Below are 15698 nucleotides of genomic sequence, written 5' to 3'. Positions count from 1 at the left end.
CCGAGGGCCCGAAGGCCAGGGTCCTCAGGCGGAAACGCCGTCGATCCGGGCCATCACGTCGTCCGCGCCGAACGGCTGCAGGTAGGGCAGCCAGCGCGGATCCCGGTGTCCGGTCCCGATGATCCGCCAGGCCAGACCGCTGGGCGGCGCCGGCTGGTGACGCAGCCGCCAGCCCAGCTCCGGCAGATGGCGGTCCGCCTTCACGTGGTTGCAGCGGCGGCAGGCCGCCACCACGTTGTCCCAGGCGTGCTGCCCGCCGCGGCTGCGCGGGATGACGTGGTCGACGCTGGTCGCGGCGGCGCCGCAGTACACGCACCGACCGCCGTCCCTCGCGAAGAGCGCCCGGCGGGTCAGAGGGACGGGCCCCCGGTAGGGCACCCGCACGAACCGCTTGAGGCGGACGACGCTGGGCGCGGGCACGGCGCTGGTGGCACTGTGCAGGAAGGCGCCGGACTCCTCGAGGCAGATGGCCTTGTTCTCGAGGACGAGGACGAGCGCGCGGCGGAGAGGTACGACGCCGAGCGGCTCGTACGAAGCGTTGAGAACCAGGACGTGCGGCACGTGGATGCCTCCTTGTACGCCGGCGACGCGTGGCTCGCGCCGGGACGATCCGCTCTCAGTCTCCCCTCATGCCTGGTCCGAGCGCCACCACGTGCGGGTAACGGGCCGGAAGGATTTTTCTCACCCCCTGCCGCGGGCACGCCCCGGACACACCGGAACAGGTGCTCCAGCAGGGCGTCCGGCCCCTGTGCGATACGGGACACGGTCCGTGCGCCGCCGGGTGAGACGTGGATCTCGCTCCCGAACGGCAACGAACCACTCCCCCGGCTTCGTTACTGTGGATGGTCTGCTGTCGTCCCTTCTGGAGGTCCTCGCCGTGTCCTTGTCCGCCCTCCTGGCCGCAGCTCCGTCACCCGGGGCCGGGGGCTCTCTGGACGAAGCCGCCGAGCGGGCCGGGAACGCCGCGGGCTGGGTCGAGGAGAACTGGTCCACCTGGCTGAACACCGGTCTCCGCATCATCCTCATCGCGGCCATCGCGATCGTGCTGCGCTACCTGATCCGGCGCGCTCTCACCAACCTCATCGACCGGATGAACCGCAGCGCCCAGGCGGTGGAGGGGACGGCCCTCGGCGGCCTGCTGGTCAACGCCGAACGCCGCCGCCAGCGCTCCGAGGCCATCGGGTCCGTGCTCCGCTCGGTCACGTCGTTCCTGATCCTCGGCACGGCCGCCCTGATGATCCTGGGTGCCTTCCAGATCAATCTGGCCCCGCTGCTGGCCTCGGCGGGAGTCGCCGGTGTGGCGCTGGGCTTCGGCGCGCGCAACCTCGTCACCGACTTCCTCTCCGGTGTCTTCATGATCCTCGAGGACCAGTACGGCGTCGGGGACACGATCGACGCGGGTGTCGCCTCCGGCGAGGTCATCGAGGTCGGCCTGCGGGTCACCAAGCTGCGCGGCGACAACGGCGAGATCTGGTACGTCCGCAACGGCGAGGTGAAGCGGATCGGCAACCTCAGCCAGGGCTGGTCCACGGCCGGTGTCGACGTCACGGTCCGCCCCACGGAGGACCTGGACCTGGTGCGTCAGGCGATCGCCGAGGCGGGCGAGACCATGACCAAGGAAGAGCCCTGGTCGGAGCGGCTGTGGGGCCCGGTGGAGATCCTCGGCCTGGACGCGGTGCTGCTCGACTCGATGACCGTGCGCGTCACGGCGAAGACCATGCCGGGCAAGTCCCTGGGCGTGGAGCGGGAGCTGCGCTGGCGGATCAAGCGGTCGCTGGACGCGGCCGGCATCCGGATGATCGGCGCCGTCCCCCTCCATACGGACGGCGAGTCCGTCGCCGACCCGACGGCGGCCATGGCGGCCCCCTCGGCGTACGCCTCGACGACGTCACCGCAGTCGCTGGCGGCGACCCCGATACCGCCGCCCAACCTGACGAAGTAGGACCCGCGCGAAAGGGGCGCCCCGCGAGACCGCGGGGCGCCCCTTTCGCGCGCCCGCGCCCCGGTCCGGGTAACACTTCGGCAGCCGTGTCACCTGACCCCATTGACGACCCGGTGACACGGGTCCTACGTTCCTCCCAACGAATAGGAAAGTTTCCTAACAGAGGGAGCGCGTCGCTCATGGCCGGAACCACCCCGGGTACCCCCCGTGTCCTGCGCGCCATGAACGACCGGGCGGCGCTCGATCTCCTGGCCGCCCAGGGCCCCCTCACCCGTACCCGCATCGGGGAGCTGACCGGGCTCTCCAAGCCCACCGCCTCCCAGCTGCTCGCACGGCTGGAGGACGCCGGCCTGGTCCGTTCGACCGGCAGCCAGAGCGGGCGTCCGGGCCCCCGGGCGGTGCTCTACGAGATCGACCCGGCCGCCGGCCACGTCGCGGCGCTCGCCGTCGGGCACACCGGCATCGACGCCGTCGTCGCCGACATCACCGGCACCGTGATCGGCTCCTGCCGCGTGGACGCGGAAGCCGTCGCGGAGGACGTACGCCACCGCACCGCCCAGCTCGTCGCCGAGGCCGTGGACGGCGCCCTGCGCGGGACCGGCCTCGGGCACGACGACCTCGACGGCGTGGTGATCGGGACCCCGGGCGCGATCGACCCGCACACCGGCCGGCTGCGCTACGCACCCCATCTGCCCGGCTGGCACTCGCGCACCCTCGTCGCCGACCTCGCCGAGGTCGTCGGCAGGCCGGTCGTCATCGAGAACGACGTGAACCTCGCCGCCGTGGCCGAGCAGTACGAGGGCGCCGCGCAGGACCACGACCACTTCGTCCTCGCCTGGCTCGACGAGGGTGTGGGCGCGGCGATCGTGCTGAACGGCTCGCTCCTGCGCGGCGCCACCGGCGGCGCCGGGGAGATCGGCTACATGCCGCTGCCGGGCGCCCCGCTGGCCCGCGGCGGCGAGAGGGACTGGGCGGGCCCGGACGCGGGGGGCGGCTTCCAGAGCCTCGTCTCCCGCCCCGCCATACGCGCGCTGGCCGGGGGCAGGCCGCTGTCGGAGGCGCTCGCCGACGAGGCCGTCCGCGCCGAGGTCGCCCGCCGGCTGGCCACCGGGCTCGCCGCCGTGGTCGCCGTGGTCGATCCCGAACTGGTCGTGCTCTCCGGCCGCGTGGCCCAGGCGGGCGGAGAGGCACTCCGCACGCTGGTCGAGACGGAGCTGACCGGCCTGGCGCTCCCCAGGCCCCTGCTGCGCATCAGCGACATCGAAGGGAACCCGATCCTGACCGGCGCGCTGCGCACCGCCCTCGCCCAAGCCCGCGACAGCGTCTTCGACACCGTCTGAACCACCCGTCCCCCCGCAGCGGCGTCCCCGGTCCGGTGGCCCGTACGGCACCTCCATGCCCGCCGCTCCAGAACCCTCCCGTCCGTGTGTTCCACCTCCTCCCCCTCCCGCTAAGGAAGTCCGACATGGCGCGATGGCATATCCGTACCCGTGTGCCGGTGGCGCTCGGCGCGGCCGCACTGCTGCTGGCCGGCTGCGCGAACCCGAGCACCGGCAGTGACACCGACGACCCCACGAAACCCGTCACACTGAAGTTCTGGCACGGCTGGTCGGCGCCGAGCGAGGCCAAGGCGATCAAGGAGAACATCGCCCGCTTCGAGAGGCTCCACCCGAACATCCATGTCGTCTCCACGGGCAACGTGAGCGACGAGACCATCAACCAGGCGCTGCGGGCCGGCGGCGGTGACGCACCCGACGTCGTCACGTCCTTCACCACCAACAACGTCGGGCAGTACTGCTCCTCCGGCATGTGGGTGGATCTCGACCCCTTCATGAAGAAGAGCGGGATCGACAAGACGAAGGTGTTCCCCGCGACCCTGCTGGACTACACCCGGTACGAGGGCGTCCAGTGCGCGACGCCGCTGCTCGCCGACGCGTTCGGCATGTACTACAACAAGGACGCCTTCGAGGAGGCCGGGATCACCCGGCCCCCGCGCACCATGTCCGAGATGAAGGCCGACGCGGTCAAGCTGACGAGGAAGAAGAAGGACGGCTCCCTCGAACGCGCCGGCTTCATGCCGAACTTCCAGCTCTACCAGAACTCCCCCGACCGGATGTTCGCGCAGTGGGGGCCGAGGTACTTCGACGACGAGGGCAGGGCCCGGCTCGCGGAGGAGCCGAAGACCGAGGAGTTCTTCTCCACCATGCGCGGTCTCTCCGACGCACAGGGCGGCTACCACGCCATGGAGCGGCTGCGCGCCACGTTCGGCGACGAGATGTCGTCCCAGAACGGCTTCCTGACCGGCAAGCTCGCCATGCACCTGGACGGCGAGTGGCGCGGGCTGATGCTCGACGAGGCCAAGGCGGACTTCGACTGGGGCGTGGCCCCGCTGCCGGTCCCCGACGACCAGGCCGACACCTACGGGCGCGGCTACCTCACCGGCACCGTCGCGGGCATCGCGCACAGCAGCACGCACCAGAACGCGGCCTGGGAACTGGTGAAGTACCTGACGATCGACACCGGGGCGGTCGTCCACTTCGCCAACGCCATCCACAACGTGCCGTCCACGTTCGACGCGCTGAAATCGCCGGACCTGGACGCCGATCCGGCGTTCCGCGCCTTCATCTCGATCGCGCAGAACCCCCACAGCCAGGCCGTTCCCCCCTCGAACAACGGCGGGCAGTACATCAACTCGTTCGGGGACTTCTCGCAGTCCGTCGAGGCCGGCAGGACGAAGAACCTGCACAAGGCCCTCAAGGACCTCGACGACCAGATCGACGCCGACAACGTCCAGTCGGAGAACTGAGGAGCCGGGTCATGGCACTTTCCCTCCCCACCTCGGCGAAGTCCGCCGGCCGGAGGGCCGAACCGGCCCCCCGCAACGCCCCTCTGCGCCGCAAGCGGAACCGCGAGCGGCTGCGCACCCTGGGATTCCTCTCCCCGTGGCTGGTCGGCTTCTCCGTCTTCTTCGGATATCCGCTGATCGCGACCGTCTACTTCTCGTTCATGCACTACAACCAGATCAAGGCGCCCACCTTCGTGGGGCTGCGGAACTGGAGGTACGTGTTCGAGCAGATGCCGCTGTTCGGCCCGGCCCTGTGGAACACCCTCTGGCTGGTCGTCGTCATGGTGGCGCTGCGCGTGGTCTTCGGCCTCGGGATCGGCCTGCTCATCACGAAGATCAAGACGGGTGTGGGGCTCTTCCGTACGGCCTTCTACATCCCGTACCTGGCCCCGCCGGTCGCGGCCACCGTGTCCTTCGTCTTCCTCCTCAACCCGTCCACAGGACCGGTCCACGAGATGCTCTCGTGGATCGGCGTGAGCGGCCCGAGCTGGTTCAACGACCCGAACTGGTCGAAGCCCTCGCTGGTCCTGCTCTCCCTGTGGGGCATCGGCGACCTGATGGTCATCTTCATGGCCTCGCTCCTGGACGTGCCGAAGGAGCAGTACGAGGCCGCCGATCTCGACGGTGCCGGTGCCTGGACGAAGTTCCGTTTCGTCACCTGGCCCGCCATCACCCCGATCGTGCTGTTCGCCGTCGTCACCGGCGTCGTGCAGACGATGCAGTACTACACGCAGGCCCTCGTCGCGGGGAAGCTCGCCTCGGGCGTCTCCATCGGCCCCGGCACGGTGATCCAGCCCGGATATCCGGACCACTCCACCCTGACGGTGCCGCAGCTCGTCTACTCGATGGGCTTCCAGAACTTCAACACCGGTGCCGCGTGCGTGCTCTCCCTCGTGCTCTTCGCGATCGCCATGGGCGTCACCCTTCTGCTGATGCGCAAGAGCGTCGGCCTCATTCCGGCGGAGGACTGAGATGACCAGCACCACCCTGACCAGGCCGGAAGCTCCCGTGACGAGCCGGCAGCGCGGCGCGGACGCGGCCTCCCACCGGCGCAGGCGCGTCCTGAACTGGATCGCCGTCCACTCCGTGGCCGTGGCACTCGCCCTCTTCTTCGTCCTGCCGTTCGTCTTCGTCCTCCTCACCTCGGTGATGAGCGACAGCCAGGCGATGAGCGGCGACCTGTGGCCTGACTCCTGGCACTGGTCGAACTACTCGACCGTCTTCCACACCCCGGGGTTCCTCGACTGGTGGCGCAACTCCCTGATGTACGCACTGCTCGGCACGGTGTTCACGGTGTGCTCGTCGGTGCCGGTCGCCTACGCCCTGGCCAAGTTCCGCTTCCGCGGCCGGCGTACCGCGATGATCCTCGTCATCTCCACGATGATGCTGCCGCCCCAGGTCATCGTCATCCCGATGTACCTGGTGTGGTCGCAGCAGTTCCACCTCTCGGGCTCGCTGTGGCCGCTGATCATCCCCATGGCGTTCGGGGACGCCTACTCCATCTTCCTGCTGCGGCAGTTCCTGCTCACCATCCCGCAGGAGTACATCGAGTCGGCGAAGGTCGACGGGTGCGGTGAGCTCCGGACGCTCCTGCGGATCGTCGTGCCGATGGCCAAGCCGGGCATCGCCGCCGTCGCGCTCTTCCAGTTCTTCTACTGCTGGAACGACTACTTCGGACCGCAGATCTACGCCGCGCAGAACCCCGGTGCCTGGACCCTGAGTTACGGCCTGGAGTCCTTCAAGAGCGCCCACGCGGTCAACTGGAACCTGACGATGGCCGCGACCCTGCTGGTCATGGCGCCGGTCATCGTCGTGTTCTTCTTCGCACAAAAGGCCTTCGTAGAAGGCGTCACACTGACTGGAGTGAAGGGCTGACATGAAGCTCGCAGTAGTGGGTGGCGGGTCCACCTACACACCCGAACTGATCGACGGGTTCGCGCGGTTGCGGGACACCCTGCCCGTCGAGGAGCTGGTGCTCGTCGATCCGGCGGCCGACCGGCTGGAGCTCGTCGGCGGACTGGCGCGCAGGATCTTCGCCAAGCAGGGGCACCCCGGCCGGATCACCACCACCTCCGACGTGGACGCGGGCGTGGAGGGCGCCGACGCGGTGCTGCTCCAGCTGCGCGTCGGCGGGCAGGCGGCGCGCAACCAGGACGAGACGTGGCCGCTGGAATGCGGCTGCGTCGGCCAGGAGACCACCGGCGCGGGCGGCCTCGCCAAGGCGCTGCGCACGGTTCCGGTCGTCCTCGACATCGCCGAGCGGGTCCGGCGCGCCAATCCGGACGCCTGGATCATCGACTTCACCAACCCGGTCGGCATCGTGACCCGCGCCCTGCTGCGGGCCGGGCACAAGACCGTCGGGCTGTGCAACGTCGCGATCGGCTTCCAGCGGAAGTTCGCCCGGCTCCTCGACGTGGCTCCGGGCGAGATCCACCTGGACCACGTCGGGCTCAACCACCTGTCGTGGGAGCTCGGGGTGCGGCTCGGCGGCCCGGACGGCGAGGACGTCCTGCCGAAGCTGCTCGCGGAGCACGGAGACGCGATCGCCGGAGACCTGCGCATGCCCCGGCAGATCGTCGACCGCCTCGGCGTGGTCCCGTCGTACTACCTGCGGTACTTCTACGCGCACGACGAGGTCGTCCGGGAGCTCGGCACCAAGCCGTCCCGGGCGGCGGAGGTCGCGAAGATGGAGACGGAGCTCCTGGCCATGTACGGCGATCCGGCGCTGGACGAGAAGCCCGAGCTGCTCGCCAAGCGGGGAGGGGCCTTCTACTCGGAGGCGGCCGTGGACCTGGCCGCCTCGCTGCTCGGCGGGGGAGGCTCCGCGGTGCAGGTGGTCAACACGTACAACAACGGCACGCTGCCCTTCCTGCCGGACGACGCGGTCATCGAGACCCAGGCCCGGGTGGACGGCACGGGCGCCTCCCCGCTCGCGGTGCCGGCCCTCGACCCGCTGTACGCCGGGCTCATCGCCAACGTGACGGCGTACGAGGACCTGGCGCTGGACGCGGCGCTCCGGGGCGGCCGGGACAGGGTGTTCAAGGCGCTGCTCTCGCATCCGCTCGTCGGACAGTTCGAGTACGCCGAGGCCCTCACGGACCGGCTGATCGCGCACAACCGGGAGCACCTGGCGTGGGCGTGAACGCTTCGGTCCTCGCCATCGACGCGGGCAACAGCAAGACCGACGTGGCACTGATCGGCGAGGACGGCACCGTCCTGTCCACGGCGCGCGGCGGCGGCTTCCAGCCGCCCGTCGTCGGTGTGGAGACGGCGGTGGACGTCCTGGCCTCGGCGATCGGACAGGCCCTGGCCTCGTCCGGAGCGCCCGTCGGGAGCGTGGAGCACGTGTCGGCGTGCCTGGCCAACGCCGACCTCCCCGTGGAGGAGGCCGAGCTGGCCGAGGCCCTGCTCGCCCGGGGCTGGGGCCGCACGGTGGAGGTGCGCAACGACACCTTCGCGATCCTGCGGGCGGCGCTGGACGAGCCGCGCGGGGTGGCCGTCGTCTGCGGTGCCGGGATCAACTGCGTGGGCATGGTCCCGGACGGCCGTACGGCCCGGTTCCCGGCGATCGGCCGGATATCGGGTGACTGGGGCGGTGGTTCGGGGCTCGCCGAGGAGGCCCTGTGGTTCGCCGCGCGGGCCGAGGACGGCCGCGGGGAGCCGACGGAACTGGTGCGTACGCTGCCGGGACACTTCGGTCTCGGCTCGATGTACGAGCTGATCGAGGCGCTGCACCGGGGGCTGATCCCCGCGGGGCGCCGGCACGAGCTGACGCCGGTGCTGTTCGCGACGAGCGCGGCCGGGGACGCCGTGGCGAGCGCCCTGGTGGACCGGCTGGCCGGCGAGGTCGTCTCCATGGCGACGGTGGCGCTGGGGCGGCTGGAACTGCTGTCCGAGGAGGTACCGGTCGTGCTGGGCGGCAGCGTGCTGGCCGCACGGCACCCCCGGCTGGACGACGGCATCGCCCGGCTCCTCTCGGAGCGGGCCCCGAAGGCGGTGGTCCGGGTCGTCACGGAGCCTCCCGTCCTGGGCGCCGCCCTGCTCGGCCTGGACCACACGGGGGCCCCGGCCGAGGCGCACCGCACGCTGCGCGCGCACTACGCCTGACGCCCCGGTCACAGAGGTGGGGCGTCACCCGGTCCGCCGCCGGGAGACGTCCCTTCCACACGGGAACCGATCAGTTGTCCCGATCGTGTTCATCATGGGGGGAGATCGATCCGGTGCGGGATCCAGGGATTCCTGGTGAATGCCGTTCCCTGCGGCCATACTTCTGGCCGGGCACCGGTTCCCCGATCGGCCGGGGGCCGGTGCCGACGTCAGTGACCGAGGGGGAGGTCGAGTGACATACCCGCCGAGCGGGTCCGCGCTGCGGGAGCCCGGGCCGGATCAGTCGGCCGCGCCCGCCGCCGTGCCCGCGCAGCGCCGTGGCGTCCGGTCCGTCGCCGTCGCCCGGCTGCGCGCCGCCGCGACGACCGAGCCGGGCAGGCTGCAGATCATCGGCGCCGTACTGGCCCTGCTGGTCGTGGTGTTCGGGGTGATCACCTTCCTGGAGATCTCCGGGCGGGCCTCGTCCGCCGATGACGTGGTGACCCGCAGCCAGCCGCTGAGCGCGGACGCCGCGAGCATCTACCGCTCGCTGGCCGACGCGGACACGATGGCCGCGAGTGGTTTCCTCGAGGGCGCGCAGGAGCCCGAGGACGTGCACGAGCGGTACGAGGCGGACATCAAGGAGGCGTCCCGGCTCCTGGTCAAGGCCGCGGGAAGCACCGACGCCTCGACCTCCTCGCACGAGGAGATCACCAGGCTGGGCGAGCTCCTTCCCGAGTACACGGGCCTGATCGAGCGGGCCAGGGCCAACAACCGGCAGGGACTGCCGCTCGGCGGCGCCTACCTCCGGTACGCCAACCAGAAGATGACCAACGAACTCCTCCCCGCCGCCGAGCGGCTGTACGCCGCGGAGACGGGCCGGCTCGGCACGGACTCGGCCGACGCGCGGCGGTGGCCCTTCCTCTCGCTGGCCGCCGGACTCGTGGCGCTCGCCGCGCTGGTGTGGACGCAGCGCCGCAACTACCGCAGGACGCACCGGGTCTTCAACCGCGGACTGCTCGCGGCGACGGCCGCGGCCACGGTGGTGCTGCTGTGGCTGGCCGTGGGGCACGCGGTGGCCAGGGCCGAGCTGCACGGCGCGATGGTCAACGGGCAGGAGTCGCTCGACGTACTCAACAAGGCCCGGATCAACTCCCTGAAGGCACGGGCGAACGAGAACCTCACGCTGGTCGCCCGGGGCGCCGTCCTCACCCCGGACGGCACACGGGACAAGTACGAGAACGACTACGGCACGGGTATGAAGGCCCTCGGCGCACAGCTCGAAGACGCGGAGGGGCTCGCCGGCGACGACACGGGGAGCGAACCGGTGAAGGACGCCATCAGCAGCATGTCCGAGTGGCAGGAACGCCACAAGAAGGCCCGGACGACGGACGACCAGGGTGAGTACGACGCCGCGCTGAAGCAGATCATCGGGCCGAAGGGCACCACGGGCGAGTCCTTCGAGCAGGTCGACGACGCGCTGGAGCGGGCTCTCGCCCATGAGCAGGGCGAGTTCGACGCCTCGGCGGAGAGCGGACGCGGGGCCCTGGACGGGCTGCCCGCCGGGGCCGCCGTCCTGGCCCTGGTGGGGGCGGTCGCCGCGATCGCCGGAGTCAACCGCAGGCTCGCGGAGTACCGGTGAGGGGACGAGCGATGACCAGGGCGAGGGGCTGGGCCGCACGGAGCAGGCTGCGTGGCTGGGGCGGGGTGACGTGCATGGCGGTGGCCTGCGCGGTCACGGCCTCGCTCACCCTGCTGCCGCTGGCCCACGGCGACGGGACGTTCGGCGGCCGGAGCGCGGCGCGGGGGGCCGCCCCGGCCGTGCCGGCCAGCGCGGAGAAGTGCGAGGACCCGGAGGCGAGCGTGCCCGCGTCGGGCGAGGGCGGGCCGAGCATCGACAGGATCCGCGCGCGCGGGAAGCTGATCGCGGGTGTGGACCAGAACAGCTTCCAATGGGGCTACCGGAATCCGGAGAGCCGCACGCTCGAGGGCTTCGACATCGATCTGGTCCATGCCATCGCGGAGGACATCCTCGGTGACCGGGACGCGGTGATCTTCCGTGCCATACCCACCAACCAGCGCATCTCCGCCCTGGAGAACGACAAGGTCGACGTCGTCGTCCGCACGATGACGATCAACTGCAAGCGCGTCGGCCAGGTCGCCTTCTCGACGGCGTACTTCCAGGCCGGCCAGCAGGTCCTGGCTCCCAAGGAGTCCGGGATCGACGGATACGACGAGTCGCTGAAGGGTAAGCGGGTGTGCACCGCGGAGGGCTCCACGGCGTACGACGCGCTGAAGGAGAAGTCCTTCGGGGCGGTGTTCGAGGACGAGCACGAGGACACCGAGCAGGACGAGGACCAGCTGACCGTCCCCAACCAGCTGGACTGCCTGGTGCGGTTGCAGCTCGGCGAGGTCGATGCCGTGGTCACGGACAACGCGCTGGCGGCCGGGCAGGCGGCCCAGGACCCGGCGGTGGAGCTCAAGGGCGACGGACCCTTCACCACCGAGTACTACGGCGTGGCCGCCAAGCTCGGTGCCGACGACCTGGTGGCGCGCGTCAACCGCGTGCTGAACGGCTACCGCCAGGGCGGTGAGGACAGTCCCTGGATGACGTCCTACCGCACATGGCTGGCCGAGGGGCTGCCCGGGATCAAGGGTCCCCCGGCACCCAAGTACCGGAGCAACTGAACCTGTCCGGGCCCCCCGGGCCCGGCGGCTGATACGGAGAGGTGATCGATGGGCGTGGCGGGATCCTTCCCCGGCTTCGCGGGGAGGCCCCCCGGCCCGGTCATGGACCGGGACGAGGCGGACCGTGCGCTGGCCCGGCTCGGTGCGGAGCACGAGGCCATCGAGACCTCGCTCCTCGCTCTGCAGGACCACGCCGGACGCCGGCTCCTGGAGGGCGCCGACCTGTCCGGCGTCACCAAGGAGCGCTGGGCCGCGGCCGATCAGTCGATCACCCTGCTCTGGGGGTACTTCGACGCCTACGCGGGGGCGCTCGCCAGGGCGCGAGAGATCCGGGCGGGGCGCCGCTACCCCGGCAAGGACGACCTGATGGCCCTCACCGACGTGCTGCGGGGCGACAGCGTGACCGTCGCGAACCCGGGAGCGGTCAGCCCGGGGCCTTCCGCGGGCGGTCCGGCCAGACTCTCCGAGCGGTTCACGCTGGAGGAGCTGGTCGCCCGGATGAACGACCTGTACGCACACTCGCTGGACATGGTCGTCGCCGCGGACTCCGTGTGGTCGGCGCTGCCCGCGCGGATAGACCTGCTCGCCGCGGAGTTGCGCCGCACACGGTCCCTGGCGCACTCCGTCGGGGTGCGGCCCGGGGAGCATCCGGCCGGGGACGACCTGGAGTCGATCACCCAGGAGCTGACCACGCTGCGGGTGCAGGTGATCTCCGATCCGCTCGCGTTCTGGCTGCCGGGCCCCGGCAGCGCGGCACCGGGCGGCGGGCGTCCCGACACCGCGCGCTACGACCGGGCGGCCCGTGCCCTGGAGGACGTACGCCGGGAGATCGAGGCGGTGCTCGCGGTCCGGCAGGACGCCGAGCAGCGCCTGGTCCAGCTGCGTGACGTCCTGTCGCGCGCGGACCGCACGCTCTCGGAGGCCCGCTCCGCGCGCGGTGAGGTGCTGGCGAAGATCGCGGCGTCGGAGGTCCCGGCCGTCAGCGGACCGCCGACGGCGCTCCAGGAGAGGCTGGCCGTCGCCTCCGAATACCGCAGGCACGCCCAGTGGAACCGGCTTTCACCCCTGCTGGACTCGCTGGAGCGGGAGGCGGAGGACGAACTGCTGCGCGCCCGGGAGTCGCTGACGTCGGTCACGGCGCCCCTCGCGGTCCGCGCGGAGCTGCGGGGCAGGCTGGACGCGTACAAGGCGAAGGTGGCCCGGCACGGTCTGGCCGAGGACCCCCTCCTGATCGAGCGGTACGACGCCGCCCGGCGGATGCTGTGGAGCGCACCCTGCGATCTGCGCGTCGCCGAACAGGCGGTGCTGCGCTACCAGCGGGCCGCCACGGACCTACTGACACCGCGCCGTCCGGACGGGCACGACGGACAGGGGGAGAGATCATGAGTACGGAGTGCCAGCGCCCCGCGTGCGAGGGCCGCTACGAGGACATGGGCGGCGGCGAGCTGTACTGCGACACCTGCGGTCTCGCGCCGGTCGTGTCGCCCACGGGCATGGTGAGTTCGCCGCCGACCGGCATCGCCGGCGGCGGAAGGGCGGCGGGCGGCAGGGGAAGCAGCAGCACCTCGCAGCGGACCGGTTCGCAGGCGTCCGCACGCTCCTCGTCCCGCTCCTCGACCTCCCGCCGATCGGTCTCCGGGCGGCTCTCCCGCTCCTTGTCCGGGCGGTCCACGTCCCGCTCGGTGTCGGTGCGTTCCTCGGGTTCCTCGACGAGCTCCGCCTCCGGACGCGGCAGGCTCGGCGCCGGCCTGGTGCTCGTCCCCGACGTGCCGCGGCCGGAACCGCAGACCGCGGTGATGGACAACCCCGAGGTCCCCGAGCGGAAGCGGTTCTGCTCGCGCTCCGACTGCGGCGCGCCGGTGGGCCGGTCCCGGGGGGAGCGCCCGGGCCGTACCGAGGGGTTCTGCACGAAGTGCGGTCACCCGTACTCCTTCGTGCCCAAGCTGCGCGGTGGTGACATCGTGCACGGGCAGTACGAGGTCGCCGGCTGCCTGGCGCACGGCGGGCTCGGCTGGGTCTATCTCGCGGTGGACCGCGCGGTCTCCGACCGCTGGGTGGTCCTCAAGGGCCTGCTGGACACCGGGGACCAGGACGCCATGGCGGCGGCCATCTCCGAGCGGCGCTTTCTCGCGGAGATCGAGCACTCCAACATCGTCCGCATCTACAACTTCGTGGAGCATCTCGACCAGCGCACCGGTTCGCTCGACGGCTACATCGTGATGGAGTACGTCGGCGGCAAGGCACTCAAGGAGATCGCCAACGAGCGCCGGACCCCGGCCGGGAAGCGGGACCCGCTGCCGGTCGAGCAGGCCTGCGCCTACGGCATCGAGGCGCTGGAGGCCCTCGGCCACCTCCACAGCCGCAACCTGCTGTACTGCGACTTCAAGGTCGACAACGCGATCCAGACCGAGGACCAGCTCAAGCTCATCGACATGGGCGCGGTCCGCAGGATGGACGACGACGAGTCGGCCATCTACGGCACGGTCGGCTACCAGGCGCCCGAGGTGGCCGAGGCAGGCCCCTCGGTCGCCTCCGACCTCTACACCGTGGCACGGACGCTCGCGGTGCTGACCTTCGACTTCCAGGGGTACACGAACATCTTCGTGGACTCGCTGCCCGATCCGGACAACATCGAGGTGTTCCGGAGGTACGAGTCGTTCTACCGGCTGCTGGTGAGGGCCACGGACCCGGACCCGGCCCGCCGGTTCTCCTCGGCCGCGGAGATGGCGGAGCAGCTGACGGGTGTGCTGCGGGAGGTGGTCGCGCTGCAGACAGGGCGTCCGCGCCCGGCGCTCTCGACCCTGTTCGGCACGGAACTGCGCCTCACGGACACGGAGCTGTTCGCCGAGCTGACCGGCGAGGTGTCCCTGCTCGGCGTCCGGGCGGACCGGTCCGGCGGTACGGGGCGCTTCGGGCGCCGCCGGGGAGCGGCCGTCGCCGCCCCGGCTCCTCCCGCTCCCACCCCGGCTGCCGTGCCCGCCGCCGCCTCCGCAGTCCCGCGGGCCGCACCGGCGGGCGCCGGTCCGCTGTACGCGCCCGACACCCATGTCCGGGGCAGCACCGGCAGCGGAGCCGGGAGCGGCGGGCCGGCGTACGCGCCGCCCCCGCCGGCCGTCCCCGCTCCCCGCGCGCCGGTCGTGGAGCCGGTCGCCCTCCCGGCGGTGTACCCGGGCGCGGGTCCCCGCCTCGCCGCCTTCGACGCACGGGCGACCTCGCTGGCCCTGCCGGTCCCCCGGGTCGACCCGAACGACCCCAACGCCGGTTTCCTGGCGGGGGTGATGGCCTCGGCGCCCGCCGAGCTGGTCTCCGCGCTGCGCGCCGTTCCCGCGGCCTCGCTGGAGACCAGACTGCGGGAGCTGCGGGCCGGCCTGGAGATGAACGAACTCTCCTCCGCCATGCACACACTGACGACGGTGGAGTCGCGGCACCAGGACGACTGGCGGGTCGTCTGGTACCGGGGGATCACCTCACTGGTCACCGGTGACCACGAGAACGCGGCGCTCTCCTTCGACGCGGTCTACGACGCGTTCCCGGGCGAACCCGCGCCGAAGCTCGCGCTGGGGGTCTGCGCGGAGGTGCTGGGGCAGCTGGACAACGCCGCGGAGTACTACCGCCTGGTGTGGGCGACCGACCCCAGCTTCGTCAGCTCGGCCTTCGGTCTGGCCCGGGTGCAGATCGCGGCCGGCGACAGGGAGGCGGCGGTGCGCACCCTGGAGTCCGTACCGGAGTCGTCCATCCACTACACGGCGGCGCGGGTGGCCGCGGTGCGGGCGCGGCTCCGCGGGCGGGCTCCCCAGGAGCCGCTGATCCACGACCTGTCCGCGGCCGCTGACCAGGTGAACGCCCTGCAGGAGTACGGCCTGGACGCGGTGAGACGTGAGCGGTTGTCGACCGAGGTACTGGGTAAGGCACTTGACTGGGTACTCTCCGGTAGTCCCACGGCTCAGCCGGCCGCTCCGTCCTCCCCCGCACCCGCGGCCCGGAGGACGGTGCTGGGCAGCGAGCTCGACGAGCGGGGCCTCAGGTTCGGCCTCGAACGCTCGTACCGGATGCTCGCCCGGCTCGCGCAGCGGGGCGACGAGAGGATCGAACTGGTGGAACGGGCCAACCGTTTCCGCCCCCGGACCTGGGTGTGAA

The 15698-nt window shown here is 71.6% G+C and carries 12 protein-coding genes; 11 read left to right on the top strand and 1 reads right to left on the bottom strand.

Annotated features, from left to right (window positions below):
- Positions 1–24 precede the first annotated feature (24 nt).
- Positions 25–561, bottom strand: coding sequence for an HNH endonuclease (locus ACIRJR_RS10870; protein ID WP_403777145.1), 537 nt, complete (start codon positions 559–561; stop codon positions 25–27).
- Positions 562–877: 316 nt separating this feature from the next.
- On the opposite strand from ACIRJR_RS10870, the gene ACIRJR_RS10865 reads away from it, so the two are divergent.
- From ACIRJR_RS10865 to ACIRJR_RS10815, 11 genes are all read left to right on the top strand, one after another.
- Positions 878–1942 carry a mechanosensitive ion channel family protein gene (locus tag ACIRJR_RS10865; protein ID WP_403777142.1) on the top strand — a complete coding sequence of 355 codons (1065 nt, stop codon included), beginning with the start codon at positions 878–880 and terminating at the stop codon, positions 1940–1942.
- A gap of 179 nt (positions 1943–2121) precedes the next feature.
- Positions 2122–3282 (top strand): ROK family transcriptional regulator, encoded by a 1161-nt coding sequence (locus ACIRJR_RS10860; protein ID WP_403777139.1) that lies wholly within the window; start codon positions 2122–2124, stop codon positions 3280–3282.
- Positions 3283–3407: 125 nt separating this feature from the next.
- The gene (locus ACIRJR_RS10855; protein WP_403777136.1) at positions 3408–4748 is read left to right on the top strand and encodes an ABC transporter substrate-binding protein; all 1341 of its coding nucleotides are present in this window, start codon (positions 3408–3410) and stop codon (positions 4746–4748) included.
- Positions 4749–4759: 11 nt separating this feature from the next.
- Positions 4760–5758 carry a carbohydrate ABC transporter permease gene (locus ACIRJR_RS10850; protein ID WP_403777133.1) on the top strand — a complete coding sequence of 333 codons (999 nt, stop codon included), beginning with the start codon at positions 4760–4762 and terminating at the stop codon, positions 5756–5758.
- Between the two features lies 1 nt (position 5759).
- The gene (locus ACIRJR_RS10845; protein WP_403777130.1) at positions 5760–6662 is read left to right on the top strand and encodes a carbohydrate ABC transporter permease; all 903 of its coding nucleotides are present in this window, start codon (positions 5760–5762) and stop codon (positions 6660–6662) included.
- 1 nt (position 6663) lies between these two features.
- Positions 6664–7929: a 6-phospho-beta-glucosidase gene (locus ACIRJR_RS10840; protein ID WP_403777127.1), complete on the top strand. Its 1266-nt coding sequence runs from the start codon at positions 6664–6666 to the stop codon at positions 7927–7929.
- Positions 7920–8894, top strand: coding sequence for an N-acetylglucosamine kinase (locus ACIRJR_RS10835; protein WP_403777124.1), 975 nt, complete (start codon positions 7920–7922; stop codon positions 8892–8894). Before ACIRJR_RS10840 ends, ACIRJR_RS10835 begins: the two co-directional genes overlap by 10 nt.
- A 232-nt stretch (positions 8895–9126) precedes the next feature.
- Positions 9127–10515, top strand: coding sequence for a hypothetical protein (locus ACIRJR_RS10830; RefSeq protein ID WP_403777121.1), 1389 nt, complete (start codon positions 9127–9129; stop codon positions 10513–10515).
- Between the two features lie 11 nt (positions 10516–10526).
- Entirely contained in the window at positions 10527–11561 is a 1035-nt protein-coding gene (locus tag ACIRJR_RS10825) for a glutamate ABC transporter substrate-binding protein (protein WP_403777118.1), read from the top strand.
- A gap of 48 nt (positions 11562–11609) precedes the next feature.
- Positions 11610–12947, top strand: a complete 1338-nt coding sequence (locus ACIRJR_RS10820; protein ID WP_403777115.1) for a hypothetical protein — start codon at positions 11610–11612, stop codon at positions 12945–12947.
- Positions 12944–15697, top strand: coding sequence for a tetratricopeptide repeat protein (locus ACIRJR_RS10815; RefSeq protein ID WP_403777112.1), 2754 nt, complete (start codon positions 12944–12946; stop codon positions 15695–15697). The genes ACIRJR_RS10820 and ACIRJR_RS10815 overlap by 4 nt, the downstream gene beginning before the upstream one ends.
- The last annotated feature ends 1 nt before the right edge of the window (position 15698 follow it).

Source organism: Streptomyces sp. NPDC102402 (assembly GCF_044765765.1).
Classification (GTDB): domain Bacteria; phylum Actinomycetota; class Actinomycetes; order Streptomycetales; family Streptomycetaceae; genus Streptomyces.
Note: the sequence above shows the minus strand (reverse complement) of the source record. Positions and strands in the feature narration are given on the sequence as shown.

What these genes read in the sequence shown, in the direction of transcription:
- ACIRJR_RS10845 (WP_403777130.1), top strand. Translation starts at nt 5,760, where the DNA reads ATGACCAGCACCACCCTGACCAGGCCGGAAGCTCCCGTGACGAGCCGG.
- ACIRJR_RS10840 (WP_403777127.1), top strand. Translation starts at nt 6,664, where the DNA reads ATGAAGCTCGCAGTAGTGGGTGGCGGGTCCACCTACACACCCGAACTG.
- ACIRJR_RS10860 (WP_403777139.1), top strand. Translation starts at nt 2,122, where the DNA reads ATGGCCGGAACCACCCCGGGTACCCCCCGTGTCCTGCGCGCCATGAAC.
- ACIRJR_RS10850 (WP_403777133.1), top strand. Translation starts at nt 4,760, where the DNA reads ATGGCACTTTCCCTCCCCACCTCGGCGAAGTCCGCCGGCCGGAGGGCC.
- ACIRJR_RS10855 (WP_403777136.1), top strand. Translation starts at nt 3,408, where the DNA reads ATGGCGCGATGGCATATCCGTACCCGTGTGCCGGTGGCGCTCGGCGCG.
- ACIRJR_RS10815 (WP_403777112.1), top strand. Translation starts at nt 12,944, where the DNA reads ATGAGTACGGAGTGCCAGCGCCCCGCGTGCGAGGGCCGCTACGAGGAC.
- ACIRJR_RS10825 (WP_403777118.1), top strand. Translation starts at nt 10,527, where the DNA reads ATGACCAGGGCGAGGGGCTGGGCCGCACGGAGCAGGCTGCGTGGCTGG.
- ACIRJR_RS10820 (WP_403777115.1), top strand. Translation starts at nt 11,610, where the DNA reads ATGGGCGTGGCGGGATCCTTCCCCGGCTTCGCGGGGAGGCCCCCCGGC.